This window comes from Massilia oculi, from assembly GCF_003143515.1.
Classification (GTDB): Bacteria; Pseudomonadota; Gammaproteobacteria; order Burkholderiales; family Burkholderiaceae_D; genus Telluria; species Telluria oculi.
Genome location: NZ_CP029343.1, coordinates 585,804 through 605,170, shown reverse-complemented (window position 1 = coordinate 605,170; position 19,367 = coordinate 585,804). Strand labels below are relative to the sequence as shown.

The following is a 19,367-nucleotide window of genomic DNA, read 5'->3' as shown; positions in this document are numbered from 1 at the left end:
GCGGATCGGCCTGTCAGCCGACCGAACCGGTGATCGGCAGCACGATGCCGGTGATGTAGCCCGAGCACACGGGCGAGGCCAGGAACACGTAGGCCGGCGACAGTTCTTCCGGCTGGGCCGGGCGCTTGTAGTCGGTGGCCGCGCCGAATTTCTTCAGCTGCTCGGGCGTCTGGTCGGCCGGGTTCAGTGGAGTCCAGACCGGGCCCGGCGCCACCGCATTGACGCGGATGCCCTGTTCGATCAGGCTCGAGGCGAGCGACATCGTGAAGGCGTGGATAGCACCCTTGGTGGCCGAATAATCGAGCAGCCTTTTGGAGCCCTGCAGGCCGGTTACCGATCCCGTGTTGATGATCGCCGCGCCGCGTTTCAGATGGGGCAGGGCGGCGCGCGCCATGTGGAAGTACCCATAAATATTGGTGCGGAAGGTCTCGTCGAGGCGCTCTTCGGTGATGTCGAGCAGCGAGTTCGCATGCTCCTGGAAGGCGGCGTTGTTCACCAGCACATCCAGGCGGCCGAACTCGGCGACGACTTTTTCCACCGCCTCGTTGCAGAAGGCGGCGTCCTTGACGTCGCCCGATATGGTGATGCAGCGGCGGCCCTCGGCCTCGATGCAGCGTTTGGTTTCCTCGGCGTCCTCGTGCTCGTTCAGGTACATGACGGCCACGTCGGCGCCTTCGCGCGCGAACAACACCGCGACCGCGCGGCCGATGCCGGAGTCGCCGCCGGTCACGATGGCGCTCATGCCCTCCAGCTTGCCGCTGCCCTTGTAGCCCTCGGCCATGAACTTCGGCTTGAGCTCCATCTGCGCTTCGATGCCGGGCTTGGCCAGGTGCTGGTCGGGCATCGGCGTTTCCGGCTGCCGCACGCCGGTCTGCACGGCGCCCTCGTCATTACTGCCGGCCTTCTGCATGCTGCCATCGATTTGGTCCTGGCGGTTCTGGATGGCCTTCTGCTTGTTCGCCACGTCGTCCTGCTGTCCCATCGTGCTTCTCCCATGAATGTGCATCCGATCTGGAGAGTATTGGACGCATGGCCCGGCGCGACGGTGCGGTTCCACACACAGCGCCGCGCTTATGGCACACTCGCGAGGCAAACATGCCGAATCGGTAATGCCTGGAAACGTTTTGGAGAATGAGGATGGGAGAAGAGGGCGCGCGCGCGGATGAGGTGGACATCGACTACAGCTGCCTGTTCGTGAATCCGGTGGGCCAGCGCCGCGCCGATTTCCAGAGCGCGTGCGCCGGGGTCTTCTCGCAGTTGCGGGTGGCCTCCGGCGCCGAGCAGGCGCGCAGCCTGCTGGCGCGCGAGCCGGCCGACCTCGTGGTGCTGGACCTCGAGCGCTGCGAGCTGGGCATCGACCTGGCGGCCCTGGGCGCCCTGGTGGCCGAACGGACCGGCAAGCCGACCCTGGTGCTGTGCCCCTTCACCAATGCGCGCTGGCTGCCGGCGCTGATGGCCTTCGGCCCGATCGACTATGCCATCGGCCCGCTGCGCGCGCAGCAGACCCGCGCGTTGCTCGACGCCCGCCTGCGCGCCGGCTTCCCGCCGGCATCCGCGCCGGCATCTGCGCCGGCATCTGCACCGATGCTCGCGCCGACCTCCGCCAAGGAAGAGCTGCACAATCTGCTGGCGCTGCGAAGCGCCAGCCTGGAGGCCCTGAGCCACGCCGACGACAGCGTACGCTTCGCCGAGCGCCTGTGCGCCGCGCTGTCCGGCTGGCCGGGCCTGGTGCATGCGGCGCTGTTCCAGCACCGCGACGGCGACCTGCACCTGGAAGCCGAACAGGGTGTGGGCGGCCTGCACCTGATGGCGCTGCTCCACCGTGAGGGGCGCCTGCTGCAGTCGCCGCTGCGCCACGCTTTTCCCGGCCTGCTGGCCGCCGCCACCGGCGAATTCACCCTGCTCGACGCGCCGGAGAAGGCGGGCGAGCCCGAACTGGCGGCCCGCCTGGAGGGCTTCGGCGTGCGCATGGTGGTCGGCCTGCCGATCCCGGGCCAGGGCCCGGGCGGCCCGCGCGGTTCGCTGTGCCTGATGTTCGACCATGCGCGCGCCTTCTCGCGCGCGCAGCTGCAGGCGCTGGACGACCTGGCACAGATGGCGGCCCATGGCCTGCGCATGGCCGAGGTCACGCGCGAGAACGAGGCATTGCTGGCGCGCGTGACCCACCTGGCCACGACCGACGCCCTGACCGAGGTCGCCAACCGCCGCCACGGCGAGCACCTGCTCGAGCAGGAGATCAAGCGCGCCCGCCGCTACCGCCTGCCGCTGGCGCTGGTGAGCTTCGACATCGACCGCTTCAGCCAGGTCAACGACAGCTTTGGGCATCCGGTGGGCGACATCGTGCTGCGCACCGTGGCCGACACCGTGCGCGCCCTGCTGCGCGCGAGCGACGTGCTGGTGCGCTCGGGCGGCGAGGAATTCCTGGTGATCGCTCCGCATGCCAGCGCGATCGACGGCCTGCGCATCGCCGAGAAGCTGCGCGCCGCAATCGAGCAGGTCGAGATCCCGGGCTGCGACCACGTGACCATCAGCCTGGGCGTGGCCCAGTTGGGCGAGAGCGAGAGCGGCGATTCGCTGGCGGTGCGCGCCAATGCCGCGCTGGCGCGCGCCAAGCGGGCCGGGAGAAACTGTGTCGAACTGGCGATGTCCTGAGCCGGCGCCGCCGCGTTAGCTCATAAACCGAATATCCTTATTCGGTATTTATGCTACGCTAGCGGCCTTTCAAATTGGCAAGTCCTCTAGGGTGACCATGCTTCAATGGCTTCGCGAATACCGGGGCGCCGCGCTGCCGGGCGATATCAGCGCCGGCATCGTGGTGGCGATGATGATGATCCCGCAGGGCATGGCCTATGCGCTGGTGGCCGGGCTGCCGCCGGTGGTCGGCATCTACGCCAGCATCTTCCCGCCGCTGCTGTACGCGCTATTCGGCACCAGCAGCACCCAGTCGGTGGGGCCGATGGCCATCGTGTCGTTGATGACGGCGTCCACGCTGGCGCCGCTGGCCACGCCCGGCACCGGCCTGTATGGCGTGCTGGCGGCCCAGCTGGCGCTGATGTCGGGCCTGGTCCTGCTGGCCTGCGGCCTGCTGCGCATCGGCTTTCTTGCCAACTTCTTTTCGCGTCCAGTGATGAGCGGCTTCACCATCGGTTCGGCGATCGTCATCGCGTGGGGGCAGCTGCGCACGCTGATTGGCGGTCCGATCGCGCTGGACGCCTCACCTCACTGGCCCAGCATCGCGCTGGGTTTTGGCTCCCTGGCCCTGCTGGTCATGGCGCGCGAATGGCTGGCGCCGCTGCTGCGCCGGCTGCGCGTCAAGCCCGTCGTGGCCGATATCGCGGGCAAGCTGGCGCCGATGTTCGTCGTGCTGGGCGCCACCGCGCTGGTGCCGTGGCTGGAACTGGACCGCCTTGGCGTGGCTACCACCGGCGCGGTACCGGCCGGCCTGCCGGGCCTGAATCTGGCCACCTCGAGCGGACATTGGCAGGCCTTGCTGCAGCCGGCGCTCTTGACCGGCTTCATGGTGTTCTTGATCAGCATGTCGGGCGCGCAGGCGCTGGCGCTCAAGCGGGGCGGCGAGAAGCTGGCCAGCAACCGCGAGCTGGTCGGCCTGGGCGTGGCCAATGTCGGCAGCGCACTCTCCGGCGGCTTTCCGGTCACCGGCAGCATCTCGCGCTCGGCGGTGAATTTCGCGGCCGGCGCCAACACCCAGCTGGCGAGCGTGATCACGGCCGGCCTGCTGGCCCTGGCGCTGGTGGCGCCCACCGGCTGGCTGGCGCTGCTGCCGCTGCCGACGCTGGCCGCGACCATCATCGTGGCGGTGCTCGGCATGCTCGACTGGTCGACCCTGCGCACCGCCTGGCGCTACGACCGCGCCGACGCGCTGGCACTGCTGGCCACTGCCGGCGGCGTGCTGGTGCTGGGGGTGGAGGCGGGCGTGCTGGTGGGCGTGGCGCTATCGATGGGCTCGCTGATCTGGCGCGCCAGCCGGCCGCACATCGCGGTGCTGGGTCGCATCCATGGCACCGAGCACTTCCGCAACGTCGACCGCTATTCGGCCGAGACCACGCCTGGCCTGCTGATGCTGCGGGTCGACGCCGGCCTGTTCTTCGGGAACGTGGACGCGGTGAACGAGCGTATCGACGAGGAACTGGTGCAGCATGCCGCTACAGCCCACCTGGTGCTGGTGCTGTCGGCGGTGAATGCGATCGACACCTCGGCCCTGTTCGGTCTGCAGGAATTGAACGCGTCGCTGGGCCAGCGCGGCGTGACCCTGCACCTGGCCGAAGTGAAGGGGCCGGTGATGGACCGGCTGCGGGACAGCGATCTGCTGGGCCAGCTCAGCGGGCAGGTGTTCCTGAGCGCGGCGAATGCCTGGGACAGGCTGGCGGGGTCGAGTGCGGCGGGACGGCCGGCGCCGGCCTGACGGCGCCGGTGCCGGACAGCGTGAGGCGCATCAGGCGCGCTTGCGCCGGGCCTCGCTGTCGTCCTTCGCGGCGAGGACGATCGGGGCTGCGTTTTCTGGGTAAAGGGCGGTGACGTCCTGGTAGACCGCGCGGATCGCTTCCATGTCGCGCTCGACGTCGCCCGATAGCTCGAGCGTCTCGGTCACGCGCAGTTCCTTCTTCTTGTAGTCGAAGCTGACCAGCAGCAGCGGCACGTTGGCGGTGCGCGCCAGGTGATAGAAGCCGCTTTTCCAGTGCGGACGATAGCCGCGCGTGCCTTCCGGCGTGATGCCGACCCAGCACCAGTCTTCCTTCAGCATCTGCTGGGCCAGCTGGCGCGTGGCGCCCATCGGCGCGCGGCGATCGACCGCGATGCCGCCCCAGTAGCGCATCAGGCGGCCCATCGCGCCGCGGAACAGCGAATCCTTGGCCAGCCAGCGAAACGGCGTGTCGAGCGCCCACTTGGCGACCAGCCCGATGGGGAAGTCCCAATTCGAGGTGTGCGGGTAGACCACCGCAATGCCATGTGGCCCGGGCAGTGGCTTGAAATACAGCTTCCAGCCGAACAGCTGCAGCACGCGCAGCGCGGTGCGCTGGCGCAGGGTGGGCAGTGCCTCGGGACGCTGCAGGTAATCGCTCATCGGGTCTCCGGTGGGGCGTAATAGCATGTTGCTATGGGAAATCTCATTACGCTCTAGAAAATCAAGCGTCGGATTCTAGCCGGAGCGGGGAGGGGGACAAGCAAAAATGCTGGTGCCGGGTATGCACTGTGGTTATCATGCCGCTGTCTGAACGACAAGCCGATGACAATCCGACACCAAGCCTGATCACAATGGAAATCACGATCTATCACAACCCGCGCTGCGGGACTTCGCGCAATACCCTGGCCGCGATCCGCGAGGCCGGCCACGAACCGCAAGTGGTCGAATACCTGGTCAATCCACCGACCCGCGAACAACTGGCGCGCCTGATCGCCGACGCGGGCCTGCAGCCGCGCGACGCCGTGCGCCGCAAGGAAGCCCTGTACGCCGAGCTCGGCCTGGACCGGCCGGAGGTGGACGACGCAGCCCTGCTCGATGCGATGGCTGCGCATCCGATTCTGATCGAGCGGCCTTTCGTGGTCACGCCGAAGGGCGCGCGCCTGTGCCGGCCGTTCGAGCGGGTGCGCGAAATCCTGTAAGCGTTACGCCCCGGCTAGGGGGGCGGCGCCGACGGCAGGGCCCCGATGTCGGCCTTGCGCATCGGCCGCGCCCCGGTATTGCCGCTGCCGGGCGGCGCGGAATCTGACGGCAAGCCCTGTCCGATCGCCGGCGAGCCGCGACGCAGGCGGAAGTCTGGCGTGCCGCCTGCGCCGTACTCGACGAACTGGGGCGGCGCGCTGATGCTGCCCGTATGCTCGCGGCCGGGCGACAGCTTCCAGTCCTGGCCGGCGTTCTGGTACACGAGGTTGTTGCGGAAGCTGTTGTGGCGGCCGATCGCCCCTTGTTCGAGGATGCCGTGGTGGTTGTCGTAGACGATGTTGTTGCTGACGTGGGTGTGGTCGTTCGGCCCCTTGCTGTGATAAAAGTCGCCGCCGCCGACCACGATGCCGGTGCCGCATGCCGCCACGGTATTGCCACGCACGGTCACGCGGTTGGCGTCGTGCCACAGATGGATGCCCGCGCCGGATACGCGGTAAACGACGTTGCCCCGCACACTGGCCGTGGTGCTGATGTAGATGCCGTGCATGTAGCGGCAGCCGGGTGGGCCGATGTCGTGCACGTGGTTGCCGGTCACGGCCACGTCCATGCCCTTGAAATAGCTGTCGATCCCGATGCCCGAGCCGCCCTTGGGCTCGCACGGCACGTCGTTGCCGATGTGGTGGATGCGGTTGCCGTGCACGCCGTTGTGCGAGCCGCCGTTATAGATGCCGCTCAGCCATTTCATGCCGCTCTGGTACTGGGTGCCGTCGATTTCGAAGCCGACGATGTCGACGTAGTTGCCGCGGTTGTCCCAGGCCGCGCTCTGGCGCGCGTCGAGCGGCGGCACGATCCTGGCGCCCCAGCGCTCGGTGCTCTGGAAGACGATGCGCGCTTCGAGCGTGCCGCTGGTGGTGGTGCGCACGCCGCCCGAATAGATGCCGGGCGCCACGTGCACGGTCGTGCCCGGCGTGACCACCTGGGCCGCGCGCGCGAGGGTGCGGAAGGGTTCGGCGCGGGTGCCGGGATTGCTGTCCGAGCCGTTGGGGGCGAGATAGAGATGGGTGCGCACCAGCTCGGGCACCACGAGTTCTTCGTGCCCGCCGTCGCGCAGCCTGCAGCCGGCCAGCAACGGCCCCGCGAGCAGCGGACTGGCAAGCAGCCAGAACAGGATCAGGCGCATATCGATCGGGATCTTGGGCAGAATCCGGAACATCGCATCCTCGTCGTCGGATCGGGTGACGGAACCAGTCTGATCCCGCCCAAGCGGGCGGTACGCCGGATCGATCAAACTCGTCCTTGAGCATGCGCAATGCAATCATGCGCGCGGGCAGCGTTTCAGTCTGGCGCGACCACGACGGGCATATAAGTGTCCAGGAACTCGGCCGGCATGCGGCGCGGCCGGCCGCTGCCGATCTCGATGCAGACCAGTTCCCAGCGTCCGCGCAGCACGGTGGCGCCGTCGCTGTCGCGCACCAGCTGGAAGCGGCGCTCCATCGTCAGCTTGCCGTCGCCGCCGACCAGCCAGGTGGCCAGGCTCAGCGCCTCACCCTGCACTGTTGGCAACAGGTATGCGTAGTCGCCGCGCCGGATCGCCATCGCGCGGTCCAGGCGCCGGTAGTCGTCCAGCGACAGGCCCAGCATTTCCGAGTGGGCCCAACCGGCCTGTTCGCACCAGCGCACGTAGACGGCGTTATTGGTGTGGTTCAGGCCATCGATGTCGCCAGCCTGCGGCGCGACCGGCAGGATGAACGGTTGCGGAAAATCCCAGTCCAATGTGTTTCCTCTGCAAGCGCGGCCGGGGCCGCGGACCCGGCCATTATATGTTCACGATGATCCTGCTGCTGTACCTGCAACAGCACCTCGACGTCACGCTGGAGAGCAGCAGCCTGCGCGGCGAGTTTGCGAGCGGCGCCGCATGCGAGGCAGCCGCCGTCCGGCTGCGCGGCGCGCTGCCCACGCCCGAAGGCCATGCGGCGGCCTGGCATGACGCGCTGTGCGTGCCGATCGCGCGTGGCGTCAAGGTACGCGAGGGAGCGCCGCTCGACCTGGGCGCGCTGCTGCGCGAACATCCGCCGGCGCAGTGCGGGGCCGACGGCGCATGGCGCCGGGTGGCGGAACTGTGCGTTGCATTGCCGACGGCGACGAGCGGCGCTCAGTCGCGCTTGAACTCGGCCCTGGACGGGCAGGGCACGAGGCCGGCGAGGCCACCTCCACCCGGCTTGTCGAACAGGACGGCGCCGCCGCCCTCGGCGCCGAACATGCTCGCCGCACGCCGCCGCCGGTGCGGCAGTAATATTGACCGTTCTTGCGGAAGCGGTAGACGATGGTGCCGTCGGGCGAGGTATAGCTCTCCGACGTCAGCGTGAGCGAGGTGTCCTTGCGGGCGCCTTCGACGGCGCTGGCAAAGCGCTTCCATGGGGTGTCGGTCGGTTCGAGCGGGGCCAGCTTGCCCTTGCGTAGTTCGTGATCGGCGCTGCCGGCGGCGCGCCTGGCGCGGCTGGCCAGCGTCGCTTCCTCGGAGACGGCATTGTCTTGCGGCGCAGGCTGCGCCGGTGGGTCGAGATAGGCTTCGGCGCCAGACTCCGCTGGCGGGGCAGTGGCAGGAGCGGTCGTGACAGGCTGCGCTTCGACCGCAGGGCGCGCCGGTGAGCGGGCAGAGGAACGGGGAATCGGCGCGGGTGGTGAGGATTCGGGTGCAGGCGGCGGTACCAGCACCGGCACCACGAGGAATTCACGCAGCGTCGGAACGATGGATGGCAACGCCCGCACGCCGGTGGCGTCAAACCACCACCATGCGAGCAGCAGGTGCGCGCCGAGCGTGGCCGCCAGCGGCCAGCCCGGCGCGCGGCGCGGCATCAGGCCGGCGTCCGCGCTCATCGAGGGTCTACTTCGGCGCCGTCATCGCCGCCTTGATGGCCACGCAGCGCTGCTCTTCCTGCAGGGTGTCCAGCAAAGAACGGCGGGTGAACGCCGACAGGTCCTGCATCCGGTCGGCCGCGCGGCTCAGGCGCTGCACGCTTTGCGGCGTGCAGGCGGTCGGGATCATCGTGGTGGCGTAGGCGCGCATATAGACCGGGCCGGCCGCCTTGTCGATTGCCGGCAGGCGCGCCAGGCGTGCGTCGGCTTCGCGCTCGCTCAGCTGGCCCTGTTCGGCCGGGAACACGCTGCCCATCGCCGTACGGATGCGCGAGAACGGCAGCGGCGACTTGAGGTCCTCGATCTTCCCGACCCAGTCCGCCTTGACCTTCGGATCCGGACGCGACGCGGTGGCCGCCACCGCCGCCACCTGGCCGGCGTCGGACTTGTCGCGCGCGCTTTCCGCCACGATCAGCCCTTCGGCGCCGGCGTGATCGTAGCGATTGAGGTGGGCGATGATCGACCAGCGCTGGTCTTGCGTGAGCTGCAGGCCGGCGGCATCAAGCTTGCCGTCGAGGATGCCGGCCAGGCGCGCCAGCGCCTCCGGAGTCGTGGCCACGCTCACGTAGAGACCGAACCAGCGGCGCTGGACGTCGGCATTGGCCTTGTGCGCCAGCACGCCGTCCCAGGCCATCTTTTCAAGCGCGGCGTAGGTCTGTTTCGCATACGCGCTGTCGAGGCGCATGGCGTCGAGGTAGGCTTTCGACTGGACGACCTTGCCCAGCACGTCGCCGAGCAGGGTGTAGTCCTTCTCTTGCGGCGCATTGTTCAGGGCCACGGTGATGAAGTCGTTCAGCGGCAGCTGGGCGTCGCGCACGCCATCCCACAGGCTTTGCCACAGCATGGCGCGCAGCAGCGGATCGTCGACCTGCGACAGTTTCGTCCGCGCGGTGTCGAAGGAGCGCTCGTCCAGCTGGACTTTCGCATAGCCCCAGTCCTGGTAGTTCGGGTACACCAGGTCCGGGCAGGCCGCGCCGTCGAGGTCCCTGACCGCGGTTTTCGCGCCCTTGTAGGTCACCGGCACGTTCTTGATCAGCGACAGCTTGCCGCCGTCGATCTTGAACGCCGCCACCTGTACGCGTTGTTCGCGCAGGGTCGGCAGCTCCTTGCCCGGCGCGGCTTGCGTGAGGGTGAAGTCGCGGATCTTGCCGTTGCTGCAGCTGTAATTGGCGGCGATCGTGTTCACGCCGGCGTGGTACAGCCACTCTTTCGTCCAGCCCGACAGGTCGCGGCCGGCGGTCTTGGCCAGGGTGCCGATGAAGTCGTCGAGGGTGGCGTTCTGCCACGAATACTTGACCAGGTAGTTGTGCACGCCCTTGCGGAACACTTCCTCGCCCAGCAGGTGACGCAGCTGCTTGAGGGCGGCGCCGCCTTTCGAATAGGTGATGGCGTCGATATTGTCGAAGGCGTTGCTCGAGGACGGCACCGGCACCTCGATCGGGTGGGTGCTCGCGGTCTGGTCCTGGATGTAGGCGCGCTGCTTGCCGGTCTGGTAGAACTTCTGCCACGAGTCCTTGAACTCGGTCGATTCGGCGGTGGCCAGGATGCCCATGAACGACGCGAAGCTTTCGTTCAGCCACAGGCCGTTCCACCACTTCATGGTGACCAGGTTGCCGAACCACTGGTGGGCCATCTCGTGCATGATCACTTCGGTCATCGACTGCTTCTGGTCGGCCGTCATGTTGGCCACGCCGTAGCGTGCTTCGGCGAAGGTGATGGCGCCGGCGTTTTCCATCGCGCCGTACAGGAAGTCCGGCACGATCAGCTGGTCGTATTTCTCGAAGGGGTAGGGGATGCCGAAGTACTCTTCGAAGAAGGTCATGCCGGCCTTGGTCTGGCGGAACCAGTCGGCGGGGACCACCTGCTTGGCCAGCGACTGGCGCGCGAACAGGCGCATCGGGTACTTGCCGCTATTGTCTTCCCAGACCTGGTAGGGACCGGCGTGCAGCGAGAAGTTGTAGGGGCTCAGGCGCTTGGTTTGCTTGAAGGTCCAGCGGCGGTTGGCGCCGGCGTCATCGATCTTCGTCTCGCGGGTGGTGGTGACCACGTGCCAGTCCTTCGGCGCGGTGACGGTGACGGTGTAGCTGGCTTTCAGGTCGGGCTGGTCGAACAGCGGGAACATCTGCTGGGCGGCCACCGGCTCGAAGTGCGAATAGGTATACACCCGGCCGTCGGCTGGATCGACCATGCGGTGCAGGCCTTCGCCATTGGTGCTGTGCAGGCGCTCGTAGGCGACGGTGACGGTGTTGCGGCCCTTGGCCAGATGCGCCGGGTCGATGGTGATGAACCAGTTGTTGTAGCGCGCCTGGACCGGCTTGCCGTTGACGCTGACCGACTTGACGGTGGCCTTGTTCAGGTCGAGGGTGACGGCGGAACTGGTGTCCTTGAGATCGAAGGTGACGGTCGTGGTGCCGGCGAAGGTTTCCTTGCCGGTCAGGGTAAAGTCCAGCACATAGTCGACGTTCGCGATGCGGGCGGAACGCGCAAATGCGTCGTCCTGCGAGAGGAAGGCGGTTTCGGCGCGGGCCGGGGCTTGTTTTGCCGGCGCGGCGTGGACGGCGCCGCCGAAGACGACGGCGGAAGCGATGGCGACGGCCATCACGCGGTGTGCGTGAAAGTTCACTGAATATCCTCTCTCTCGGTGGGCGCATCTTGGTGCGCGAAATGTCAATCGCGCAAGAATAGCACTAACGTTCCACGCTGGACACCAGTTGGAGAGATTGCGTGCTCTCGGTATGCGTGTTCGCTAGTATCGTCAATACGCGTAGAAACGGGACCGTGAAGGTCCCGTCGAAAGAGGCGCCGCCACTTCGCCGGCGGTGGGCGGCGAAGCGGTGGCGAAAGCGATGTATCAGGCAGCCTGTTCCAGTGCCGGATAGTCGGTGTAGCCGACCGGGCCAGGATGGTAGAAGGTATCGGTATTCGGCTCGTTCAGCGGCGCACCCAGCCGCAGGCGCTTCGGCAGGTCCGGATTGGCGATGAACAGCTGGCCCCACGACACCGCGTCGGCGGTGCCGCTGGCGATCAGTTCCTCGGCCTTTTCGCGGGTGAGCTGCTGGTTGGCGATCCAGACGCCGCCGAATTCCTTCTTGATCATCGGACCCAGCGCGTCCGGACCTTGTCCTTCGCGGGTGAAGATGAAGGCGATCTTGCGCTTGCCCAGCTCGCGCGCCACGTAGCCGAACGTCTCGGCCGGGGTCGAATCGCCCATGTCGTGCGAATCGCGGGCCGGCGCCAGGTGCATGCCGACGCGGTCGGCGCCCCAGACGTCGATGCAGGCGTCGGTCACTTCCAGCATCAGGCGCGCACGGTTCTCGATCGGGCCGCCGTAGGCGTCGTTGCGCTTGTTGGTGGAATCCTGCAGGAACTGGTCGAGCAGGTAGCCGTTGGCGCCATGGATCTCGACGCCGTCGAAGCCGGCCTTCTTGGCGTTTTCGGCGCCCTTGCGGTAGCCGGCGACGATGCCGGGGATTTCATCGAGTGCGAGCGCGCGCGGGGTGACGAACGGGCGCTTCGGACGCAGCAGGCTCACATGGCCGTCCGGCTGGATCGCCGACGGCGCGACCGGCAGCTCGCCGCCGAGGAAGGACGGGTCCGAGATGCGGCCCACGTGCCACAGCTGCAGGAAGATACGGCCCCCGGCCTTGTGCACGGCCTCGGTGACGATCTTCCAGCCTTCGACCTGCTCGTCGGACCAGATGCCCGGCGTATCGGCATAGCCCACGCCCATCGGGGTCACCGAGGTCGCTTCGGACAGGATCAGCCCGGCGGACGCGCGCTGCACATAGTATTCGGCCATCAGCGCATTCGGCACGCGTGCGCCGCCATCGGCGCGCGAGCGGGTCAGCGGCGCCATGACGATGCGGTTCGGCCATTCGAGGGCGCCCACCTTGATCGGGTCAAACATTGTAGTCATCGGGTATTCCTAAAGTCCGTCGTTCAGTTGTGCGAGAAAGGCATGGATCGCTTCCTCGTTCCGTTGGAAGAAAATCCATTGGCCGACGCGGCGCGTGTTCACGAGCCCGGCGCGCTGCAGGGTGGCCAGGTGCGCCGACACCGTCGATTGCGACAGGCCGGTTTTCTGGTCAATGAGCTTGCAGCACACACCCATCTCGAGCGGGTGATCCTGCTCGCTGAAGTGGTGCTGCGGCTCCTTGAGCCACTGCAGGATCTGGCGCCGCACCGGGTTGGCCAGGGCCTTGTGGATCGCGTCGATGTCCATGGTTTTCCTTATATCGGCTTCTTTCGATCCGAATATCGTCATCTTACGATATTCAAGAAATGTTTGCTGACGACGGCTCGAAATGTCCTGTCCAGGGTCTTACTCGCGGCCGAAAGTCGCGTTGGGGCGGGTCAGGTAGTACCACTCGGTGTTGGCGGCGGCGTTCGCGGCCGGGAACAGGATGCGGCCGCCGAATTCGGCCACCACCGGCGTGCCGTCGGCGCGGTGGCCGAGCAGTTCGCCTTCGCTCACCGGGTCGAAGCTCTTCCATGGGCGTACGAAGGCGTCGTCCGCGTGCAGCTTGTCGTGCACCACGACCATCGACAGCGCTTCCATCTCGTCGAAGGCGACCGGTTCCGGATCGGCGGCGGCGATCAGGCCCAGGTGGGCCAGCGTGTTCATGATGGCGCGGTAGGCGACGTCCGGCGCGGCCGGATCGTCGTGCTGGCCGCACTCGAGGGTCAGCGCGTAGCCGCCGGTGCTGCGCATGTACTCGGTGGTGCCGACGCCGTAGCGCAGCACGGTCTCGAGTTCGTCGGCGCTGCGGCTGCGGCGCTGCACGCCGTCGCCATAGGTGGCCAGCCAGCCGTCGACGAAGCGGCGCACGCCCAGGCGGCGCGCCCAGGCGCGCTCCTTGGCCGCATGGCGGAATGGCTGCAAGGTGCCGTCGTTGTCGAGCGGCCCGACCATCACGAACGGCTCGCCGGTGGCGGCGAAGGAGTGCAGGTCGAGCAGCACGTCGTGCTGGCCGAGGAGGGGGCACAGCCAGTTGGCGACCTGGTCCTCGAAGTCCAGCGGATTCTCTTTCGGGAACAGGTCGCGGTTCAGGTTGCGGTCGCCGTTGCGGGTGTTCTGGGCGTAGGCCAGCGGGTTGACGATCGGGACGAAGGTGACGCTGCCGGCCGCGATGTGCAGCTTGCCGCTGTCGATTTCTTCCATGACCCGCTTGATCGCCTTGGTGCCGCATACTTCGTTGCCATGGGTCGCGCCCATGATGATGACGCGCGGGCCGGCCGCTAGGGCCGTGTAGTTGATGGATTTGAATTGGAACTGGCGGGCGGAAGTCATGGCGGTATGGGCTGTATTGGCTGTGGAACGAAGATGGGTGCTTATTTTATCGGACAAGGTGCGCGGACTCGATGGAGGGGTTCAGCCCTGCGCCTCGATGACCCCAAAACCCGCCGGCGCATCGCCCAGGTAGGCCAGCACCGCATGCGCCTGGATATTGGCGTCGTACTGCGCATTGGCCGCGATCGCGGCGCGCAATCCCGGCACGATGTCTGGCGTATGCGGCTGGCGGTAAGCCTTGATCAACAGGTGCACCAGGTCGGCCGGGGCATCGGCGCGGCGCAGGCGCGATTCGATGATGGACAGCAGCGCGCGCTGCATGCGCGGGGTGGGGTTGCGGATCTCGCCGAACACATAGGGCGTGTTGGCGATCGCGGCGCAGACGACGCTTTCCATCCGGTCGGCCTGGTAGTCGGACGGGATGTCGAAATACGCCTTGTTCCAGCGGGTGTGCGGATAGGCGTGGCCGGGCGGGAAGCGGTCGGCGTTTTCCAGGCCCATGGCCCGGCTTGCACGCGACCAGAGGTCGCCGAGGGTGTCCAGCAGTGCCATTACGAGATGTCTTGCGCTTGTGTCATCCCGCGAGTGTAGCGCATGGCCGGGAACCTCGCATAGGGGGCAGCAGGGCGGTTTGGGGCGCCCTGCTGCCGATCGTTCAACTGAACCTGCCGGCCCGGAAATCCTCGACCGCCTGCTGCAGCTCGGCCTGGGTATTCATCACGAACGGACCGTACTGCGCGATCGGTTCGTTCAGCGGACGCCCGGCCAGCACCAGCGCGCGGGTATCGGCCACTGCCTTGATGCGCACGCCGTCGGCCCCGGGCGCGTTGTCGAGGATCGCCATGCGCGCCTGGCCGACACCCTTGCCCTCGATGACAGCTTCGCCGCGGAACACGTAGACGAAGGCGTTGTGCCCGGCCGGAATCGGCTGCTCGAAGGTCACGCCGGCCGGGATCTCCAGGTCGAGGTAGAGCGGCTCGGTATGCGCGCGCTGCACCGCGCCATCGACGCCATGCGTGCTGCCGGCGATCACCTGCACCGTCACGCCGTCGTCCAGCGTGAAGCGCGGCACTTCCTCGAGCGGGATGTCGCGGTACCAGGGCTCGATCATCTTGTCGCTGGCGGGCAGGTTCAGCCACAGCTGGAAGCCCTCCATCAGGCCCTCGTTCTGCTCCGGCATCTCGGAGTGGATCACGCCGCGGCCGGCCGTCATCCACTGCACGCCGCCATCGGTGATCATGCCCTCGTTGCCGGCGCTGTCGCGGTGGCGCATGCGGCCGGCCAGCATATAGGTGATGGTCTCGAAGCCGCGGTGCGGATGTTCCGGGAAGCCGGCGATGTAGTCGCCCGGCTTGTCGCTGCCGAAGGCGTCGAGCATCAGGAATGGATCCAGGCGGCGCTGCAGGGGACCGGTCAGCACGCGGTTGATCTTCACGCCCGCGCCGTCCATCACGAACTGGCCGTTGATGATGCGCTCGATGCCGCGTGTTTTCTGGATCGAGGTGGTGGCAACTGCGGTGTTCATGCTGCTCTCCTGTTGTTTGCGCCGCCTGGCGGGCGGCAAGAATTACGCCAGTGCCGCCTCGACGGCCGCGTTGGCCGCGGCCTGGCCCTTGGCCACGGCTTCCGGCCCCATCGCCATGCCCGACGAATAGATGAAGGTGTGGTCGTTCAGGCCGAGGAAGTTCAGCAGGGCGCGCATCTGCGGCACCTGCGGGTCGGCCGCTTCGTCGTACACGCCGCCGCGGGACGCGGCCACGTACACCTTCTTGTTCTTCAGCAGGCCTTCCGGACCGGTCTCGGTATAGCGGAAGGTCACGCCGGCGCGGGCCACCGCGTCGAACCAGCTCTTCAGTTGCACCGGCATCGAGAAGTTGTACATCGGGGCGCCCAGCACGATCACGTCGGCCGCCTGCGCCTCAAGGATCAGCGCATCATCCAGGGCGACGCGCGCTGCCTGTTCCGGGCTGCGCTGCTCAAGCGGGGTGAACAGGGCGCCGACGGCGGCGCCGTCCAGCAGCGGGTGCGGCTGGGCGCCGAAGTCGCGGCGCACGACGGTCGCGCCCGGGTTGGCGGCGGCCAGCTTGTCGACGATTTGCTGGGTGACGCGGGTCGATTCCGATGCGTCGCCGCGAACGCTGGTGGTGATGTGCAGGATGTTCATGGTCAGGCCCCTTCGTTTGGTAGAGAGTTTCGATGGGGAACACTTTAGCAATTCCAAAATCAGTCCGGAAGCCAGTAAAATGGATAACATTATTCTGCTGATGGGACAATCATGGACGTGGAACCGAATGACTTGCTGCTGTTCGCGCGGATCGTCGAGTCGGGCAGCTTCACCCGCGCCGCCGAGCGCGTCAACCTGCCCAAGTCGACCGTCTCGCGCCGCCTGGCGCTGCTCGAGACGACCCTGGGCGAGCGCCTGCTGCAGCGCACGACCCGCAAGCTGGTGGTCACCGAGTTCGGCGCCAGCCTGTACGAGCATGCGCGCCGCCTGGCCGACGAAGTCGACGCCGCCGGCGCGCTGGCCCAGCACCGCCAGGGCGAACCGAGCGGCAAGCTGCGCATCTCGGCGCCGGGCGACTTCGCCAACAGCGGCCTGAACGAAGTCATCGCGCGCTTCCTGGAGCGCTATCCGGCGGTCAGGCTGGAGATGGACCTGACGCCGCGCCGGGTCGACCTGGTGGCGGAGAATTTCGACATCGCGATCCGCATGGGCGACCTGCCGAACGACGCGACCCTGAGCGCGCGTCCGATCACGCTCGAGCAGCCCGGCCTGTACGCGGCGCCGAGCTACCTGGCGCGGCGCGGCATTCCCGAGCATCCCGACGATCTCGACGCGCACGACGTGCTGTGCATCCTGAGCCGCACCGGCGGCGCCATGCCATGGACCTTGATGCGCGGGAAGCTGCGCTGGGAGCGCGCGCTCAACGCGCGGCTCACGGCGAATTCGCCCGACCTGCTGGCGCGCATCGCCTCGCGCGGCGCCGGCATCGCGCTCAGCTCGACGCTGTTCGCCCAGCCCTACATGCAGACCGGTGAACTGGTGCGGGTGCTGCCGGAGTGGGATATGCCGACCGCCAGCGGCTGGGCGGTGTTCCCGAGCCGTAAGCTGATGCCGGCCAAGACCCGGGCCTTCCTGGAGATGATCGAATCGGCCTGCACCGAGAAGGGCCACAGCCCGCATGCCGCGGTGGCCGCGTTCAAGGCGCGCGCGGCGCTGGAGGACGAAGCCGTCGAACTCAGGACTTGAGCGGACGCTCGCCCATCGGTTCGCCCAGGCGCACCTTGCCTTCCGGCGCCCAGGCCGGATTGAAGGCGATGGCGCCGCGCTGGAACAGCATCACGACGGTGGAGCCGAGCAGGAAGCGGCCCATCTCGTCGCCCTTCTTCAGGGTGACCTGGCCCGGCTCATAGTGCCATTCGCAGATGCGCGGCATGCGCGGCGGATTGACCACGCCATGCCAGACGGTGGCCATGCTGCCGACGATGGTCGCGCCGACCAGGGTCATCACGAACGGCCCGAATTCATCGCTCTCGAACACGCACACCACGCGTTCGTTGCGCGCGAACAGGCCCGGCACGCCGCGCGCCGTGGTCGGGTTCACCGAAAACAGCTTGCCCGGCACATAGATCATGCGCGTCAGGCGGCCGTCGCACGGCATGTGGATGCGGTGATAGTCCTTCGGGCTCAGGTACACGTTAGCGAAGTGTCCGTGCTGGAAGTGCGCGGCCAGCGCCTGGTCGCCGCCAACCAGTTCGGCCGTGGTGAACTTGTGGCCCTTGGCCTGGAAGATCTGGTGGTCGTCGATGTCGCCGAACTGGCTGATGGCGCCGTCGACCGGGCACACGTAGTCGCTGGCCGCCAGCGGACGCACGCCGTCGCGCAGCGCACGGGTGAAGAATTCGTTGAAGCTGGGGTAACTGGCGATGTCCGGATTGGCCGCTTCGCTCATGTCGACGCCGTACTTGCCCACGAACCAACGAATCAGGCTGGTCGTCATCGACCCGCCCTTGTGGCCAGCGACCCGGCCGGCGAAGTTGGTCATCGCCTGTTTCGGCATGACGTATTGGGGCAAGACTTTTAAGCGGGACACGGGCGATCGCCTTTCTTCGAAAATTGCGCATTATAACGGGCGTACACTATGGTAGTGCCGAATGGAAAATGGTATTTCCATTGCAAGCCTTTGGCCGAGTGTACTCCAGGTAGCGCCATAGCGGCGAACGCTGCCCGGGAGGGCCGCGAACGGGATCGCGGAAAGTACCGGTGTCGCATCGTCAGGTTTTCAGGCCGCTGTAGCTGTGGCCGTGGAAATAGCGCCATGCCAGCAACAATGCCACCGCCTGCATCGCCGCGCACAGGAAGAAGCTGCTGCCGATGCGCCAGTCGTCGCGCGGCAAGTGGCTGACCGCGCTCAGGATGCCGGTACCGAGCAGCGGTGTGACGATTACGCCCAGGCTGCCGATCGACTGCAGCGAACCCATCACCTCGCCCTGCTGCTCGGGCGGCGAGGATTTCGACACGATGCCCTGCAGGGCGGGCCCGGTGGCATAGGCCAGCACATTGGCCAGGATGAAGACGTACATCATCCAGCCCTGGGTCGCCAGGCCATAGGCGAGAAAGGTCAGCATGCCGGAGGTGAGCGCCATCAGCGACAGCCGCACCTCGCCGAAGCGGTGAATCAGCCTGCCCAGCAGCCAGGCCTGGACCACTACCGAGCCGAGGCCGACGCAGAACAGGGCGATGCCGTTGTCGCGCGGCGTCCAGTCGAAGCGGAAGGTGGTGTACAGCACCCAGGTCGACTGCAGCATCATCTGGGCGAAGGTGGCCAGGGTGATGACGATCACCAGGCCGCGGATGTCTTCGCGTTTCACCAATCGCAGCAGGGCGGAGAAGGGATTCAGGCGCGCCAGCTTGAACGGTGCGCGGCCTTCTTTCGCCAGCGACTCCGGCACGAAGAAGAAGCCGTACACCAGGTTCGCCGCCGACAGCGCCGCGGCTACGTAGAAGGGCAGGTGGAGATCGGCGTCGCCCAGCAGGCCGCCCAGCATCGGGCCGCAGATGAAGCCCAGGCCGAAGGCGGCGCCGATCTTGCCGAAGCTCTTGGCGCGGTTCTCGCGGGTCGAGATGTCGGAGGCATAGGCCGAGGCGACCGACATGCTGGCCGAGGACATGCCGCCGATGACGCGGCCGACGAACAGCCAGGCCAGGGTCGGCGCCCAGGCGGTGGCCAGGAAGTTCAGGCACATGCCGGCCATCGAATACAGCAGCACCGGACGCCGTCCGATGCGGTCGCTGAGCGCCCCGAGCGCCGGCATGAACAGGAACTGCAGCACCCCGAACACCGCCGCCAGCACCCCGTACCACAGCGCCTGCTGGTCCGGCCCGTCCACGAACTGGCCGACCAGCAGCGGCAGCACCGGGACGATCAGGCCGATGCCGAGCATGTCGATGAAGATGCAGACGAGGACGAAATTGAGCTTGCCGGGGACAGCTTGCGGTGCTGCGGTCGAACTGGTCATGGACGCCTCGGTCAATAC

The 19,367-nt window shown here is 67.3% G+C and carries 18 protein-coding genes; 4 read left to right on the top strand and 14 right to left on the bottom strand.

The genetic code is table 11. The annotated features are described in order from the left end of the window. Positions 1-13: 13 nt before the first annotated feature. A complete protein-coding gene (locus DIR46_RS02755) occupies positions 14-982 on the bottom strand; it encodes an SDR family oxidoreductase (RefSeq protein WP_109343884.1) in 969 nt (322 codons plus the stop codon). Positions 983-1,137: 155 nt separating this feature from the next. Between DIR46_RS02755 and DIR46_RS02750 the strand changes: the two genes are divergently transcribed. Then, positions 1,138-2,652 (top strand): GGDEF domain-containing protein, encoded by a 1,515-nt coding sequence (locus DIR46_RS02750; RefSeq protein WP_109343883.1) that lies wholly within the window; start codon positions 1,138-1,140, stop codon positions 2,650-2,652. 97 nt (positions 2,653-2,749) lie between these two features. Further along, positions 2,750-4,423 (top strand): SulP family inorganic anion transporter, encoded by a 1,674-nt coding sequence (locus tag DIR46_RS02745; RefSeq protein ID WP_109343882.1) that lies wholly within the window; start codon positions 2,750-2,752, stop codon positions 4,421-4,423. 30 nt (positions 4,424-4,453) lie between these two features. Here DIR46_RS02745 and DIR46_RS02740 read toward each other — a convergent pair whose 3' ends face one another. Further along, positions 4,454-5,083, bottom strand: a complete 630-nt coding sequence (locus tag DIR46_RS02740; protein WP_109343881.1) for a 1-acyl-sn-glycerol-3-phosphate acyltransferase — start codon at positions 5,081-5,083, stop codon at positions 4,454-4,456. A 191-nt stretch (positions 5,084-5,274) separates the two neighbouring features. On the opposite strand from DIR46_RS02740, the gene arsC reads away from it, so the two are divergent. Continuing rightward, complete coding sequence (gene arsC, locus DIR46_RS02735) at positions 5,275-5,622, top strand: arsenate reductase (glutaredoxin) (RefSeq protein ID WP_109343880.1); 348 nt, start codon at positions 5,275-5,277, stop codon at positions 5,620-5,622. Positions 5,623-5,636: 14 nt separating this feature from the next. On the opposite strand, the gene DIR46_RS02730 is transcribed toward arsC, so the two are convergent. The 10 genes from DIR46_RS02730 to DIR46_RS02685 all read right to left on the bottom strand — a co-directional run bounded on the left by DIR46_RS02730 (position 5,637) and on the right by DIR46_RS02685 (position 15,993). Next, positions 5,637-6,836, bottom strand: a complete 1,200-nt coding sequence (locus DIR46_RS02730) for a right-handed parallel beta-helix repeat-containing protein (protein ID WP_109343879.1) — start codon at positions 6,834-6,836, stop codon at positions 5,637-5,639. 122 nt (positions 6,837-6,958) lie between these two features. After that, positions 6,959-7,396: an acyl-CoA thioesterase gene (locus tag DIR46_RS02725; RefSeq protein WP_109343878.1), complete on the bottom strand. Its 438-nt coding sequence runs from the start codon at positions 7,394-7,396 to the stop codon at positions 6,959-6,961. Positions 7,397-7,639: 243 nt separating this feature from the next. After that, positions 7,640-8,500, bottom strand: coding sequence for a hypothetical protein (locus tag DIR46_RS26375; RefSeq protein ID WP_162819399.1), 861 nt, complete (start codon positions 8,498-8,500; stop codon positions 7,640-7,642). 7 nt (positions 8,501-8,507) lie between these two features. After that, on the bottom strand, positions 8,508-11,162 hold the full coding sequence (gene pepN, locus DIR46_RS02715) for an aminopeptidase N (protein ID WP_109343877.1): 2,655 nt from the start codon (positions 11,160-11,162) through the stop codon (positions 8,508-8,510). Between the two features lie 228 nt (positions 11,163-11,390). Then, positions 11,391-12,455, bottom strand: coding sequence for an alkene reductase (locus DIR46_RS02710; RefSeq protein WP_109343876.1), 1,065 nt, complete (start codon positions 12,453-12,455; stop codon positions 11,391-11,393). 9 nt (positions 12,456-12,464) lie between these two features. Further along, a complete protein-coding gene (locus DIR46_RS02705) occupies positions 12,465-12,761 on the bottom strand; it encodes an ArsR/SmtB family transcription factor (RefSeq protein WP_109343875.1) in 297 nt (98 codons plus the stop codon). A gap of 99 nt (positions 12,762-12,860) precedes the next feature. Then, positions 12,861-13,829, bottom strand: coding sequence for a succinylglutamate desuccinylase/aspartoacylase family protein (locus tag DIR46_RS02700; RefSeq protein WP_109343874.1), 969 nt, complete (start codon positions 13,827-13,829; stop codon positions 12,861-12,863). Positions 13,830-13,910: 81 nt separating this feature from the next. Further along, positions 13,911-14,381, bottom strand: coding sequence for a hypothetical protein (locus tag DIR46_RS02695; protein WP_109343873.1), 471 nt, complete (start codon positions 14,379-14,381; stop codon positions 13,911-13,913). 103 nt (positions 14,382-14,484) lie between these two features. Further along, positions 14,485-15,354 (bottom strand): pirin family protein, encoded by an 870-nt coding sequence (locus DIR46_RS02690; protein WP_109343872.1) that lies wholly within the window; start codon positions 15,352-15,354, stop codon positions 14,485-14,487. 42 nt (positions 15,355-15,396) lie between these two features. Beyond that, complete coding sequence (locus tag DIR46_RS02685; RefSeq protein WP_109343871.1) at positions 15,397-15,993, bottom strand: FMN-dependent NADH-azoreductase; 597 nt, start codon at positions 15,991-15,993, stop codon at positions 15,397-15,399. A gap of 111 nt (positions 15,994-16,104) precedes the next feature. Here DIR46_RS02685 and DIR46_RS02680 point away from each other — a divergent pair, with 111 nt between their 5' ends. Beyond that, on the top strand, positions 16,105-17,079 hold the full coding sequence (locus DIR46_RS02680) for a LysR family transcriptional regulator (RefSeq protein ID WP_109343870.1): 975 nt from the start codon (positions 16,105-16,107) through the stop codon (positions 17,077-17,079). On the opposite strand, the gene asd is transcribed toward DIR46_RS02680, so the two are convergent. Together asd and DIR46_RS02670 are read right to left on the bottom strand one after the other, a co-directional pair. Next, positions 17,069-17,923, bottom strand: coding sequence for an archaetidylserine decarboxylase (gene asd, locus DIR46_RS02675; RefSeq protein WP_502560476.1), 855 nt, complete (start codon positions 17,921-17,923; stop codon positions 17,069-17,071). The genes DIR46_RS02680 and asd overlap by 11 nt on opposite strands. Positions 17,924-18,104: 181 nt before the next feature. Beyond that, positions 18,105-19,349 carry a TCR/Tet family MFS transporter gene (locus tag DIR46_RS02670; protein WP_109343868.1) on the bottom strand — a complete coding sequence of 415 codons (1,245 nt, stop codon included), beginning with the start codon at positions 19,347-19,349 and terminating at the stop codon, positions 18,105-18,107. Between the last annotated feature and the right edge of the window lie 18 nt (positions 19,350-19,367).

Excerpts from the sequence above, each read along its gene's own strand:
- DIR46_RS02755 (WP_109343884.1), bottom strand. The coding sequence starts at position 982 with ATGGGACAGCAGGACGACGTGGCGAACAAGCAGAAGGCCATCCAGAAC.
- DIR46_RS02750 (WP_109343883.1), top strand. The coding sequence starts at position 1,138 with ATGGGAGAAGAGGGCGCGCGCGCGGATGAGGTGGACATCGACTACAGC.
- DIR46_RS02745 (WP_109343882.1), top strand. The coding sequence starts at position 2,750 with ATGCTTCAATGGCTTCGCGAATACCGGGGCGCCGCGCTGCCGGGCGAT.
- DIR46_RS02740 (WP_109343881.1), bottom strand. The coding sequence starts at position 5,083 with ATGAGCGATTACCTGCAGCGTCCCGAGGCACTGCCCACCCTGCGCCAG.
- arsC (WP_109343880.1), top strand. The coding sequence starts at position 5,275 with ATGGAAATCACGATCTATCACAACCCGCGCTGCGGGACTTCGCGCAAT.
- DIR46_RS02730 (WP_109343879.1), bottom strand. The coding sequence starts at position 6,836 with ATGTTCCGGATTCTGCCCAAGATCCCGATCGATATGCGCCTGATCCTG.
- DIR46_RS26375 (WP_162819399.1), bottom strand. The coding sequence starts at position 8,500 with ATGAGCGCGGACGCCGGCCTGATGCCGCGCCGCGCGCCGGGCTGGCCG.
- DIR46_RS02710 (WP_109343876.1), bottom strand. The coding sequence starts at position 12,455 with ATGACTACAATGTTTGACCCGATCAAGGTGGGCGCCCTCGAATGGCCG.
- DIR46_RS02705 (WP_109343875.1), bottom strand. The coding sequence starts at position 12,761 with ATGGACATCGACGCGATCCACAAGGCCCTGGCCAACCCGGTGCGGCGC.
- DIR46_RS02700 (WP_109343874.1), bottom strand. The coding sequence starts at position 13,829 with ATGACTTCCGCCCGCCAGTTCCAATTCAAATCCATCAACTACACGGCC.
- DIR46_RS02695 (WP_109343873.1), bottom strand. The coding sequence starts at position 14,381 with ATGGCACTGCTGGACACCCTCGGCGACCTCTGGTCGCGTGCAAGCCGG.
- DIR46_RS02690 (WP_109343872.1), bottom strand. The coding sequence starts at position 15,354 with ATGAACACCGCAGTTGCCACCACCTCGATCCAGAAAACACGCGGCATC.
- DIR46_RS02685 (WP_109343871.1), bottom strand. The coding sequence starts at position 15,993 with ATGAACATCCTGCACATCACCACCAGCGTTCGCGGCGACGCATCGGAA.
- DIR46_RS02680 (WP_109343870.1), top strand. The coding sequence starts at position 16,105 with ATGGACGTGGAACCGAATGACTTGCTGCTGTTCGCGCGGATCGTCGAG.
- DIR46_RS02670 (WP_109343868.1), bottom strand. The coding sequence starts at position 19,349 with ATGACCAGTTCGACCGCAGCACCGCAAGCTGTCCCCGGCAAGCTCAAT.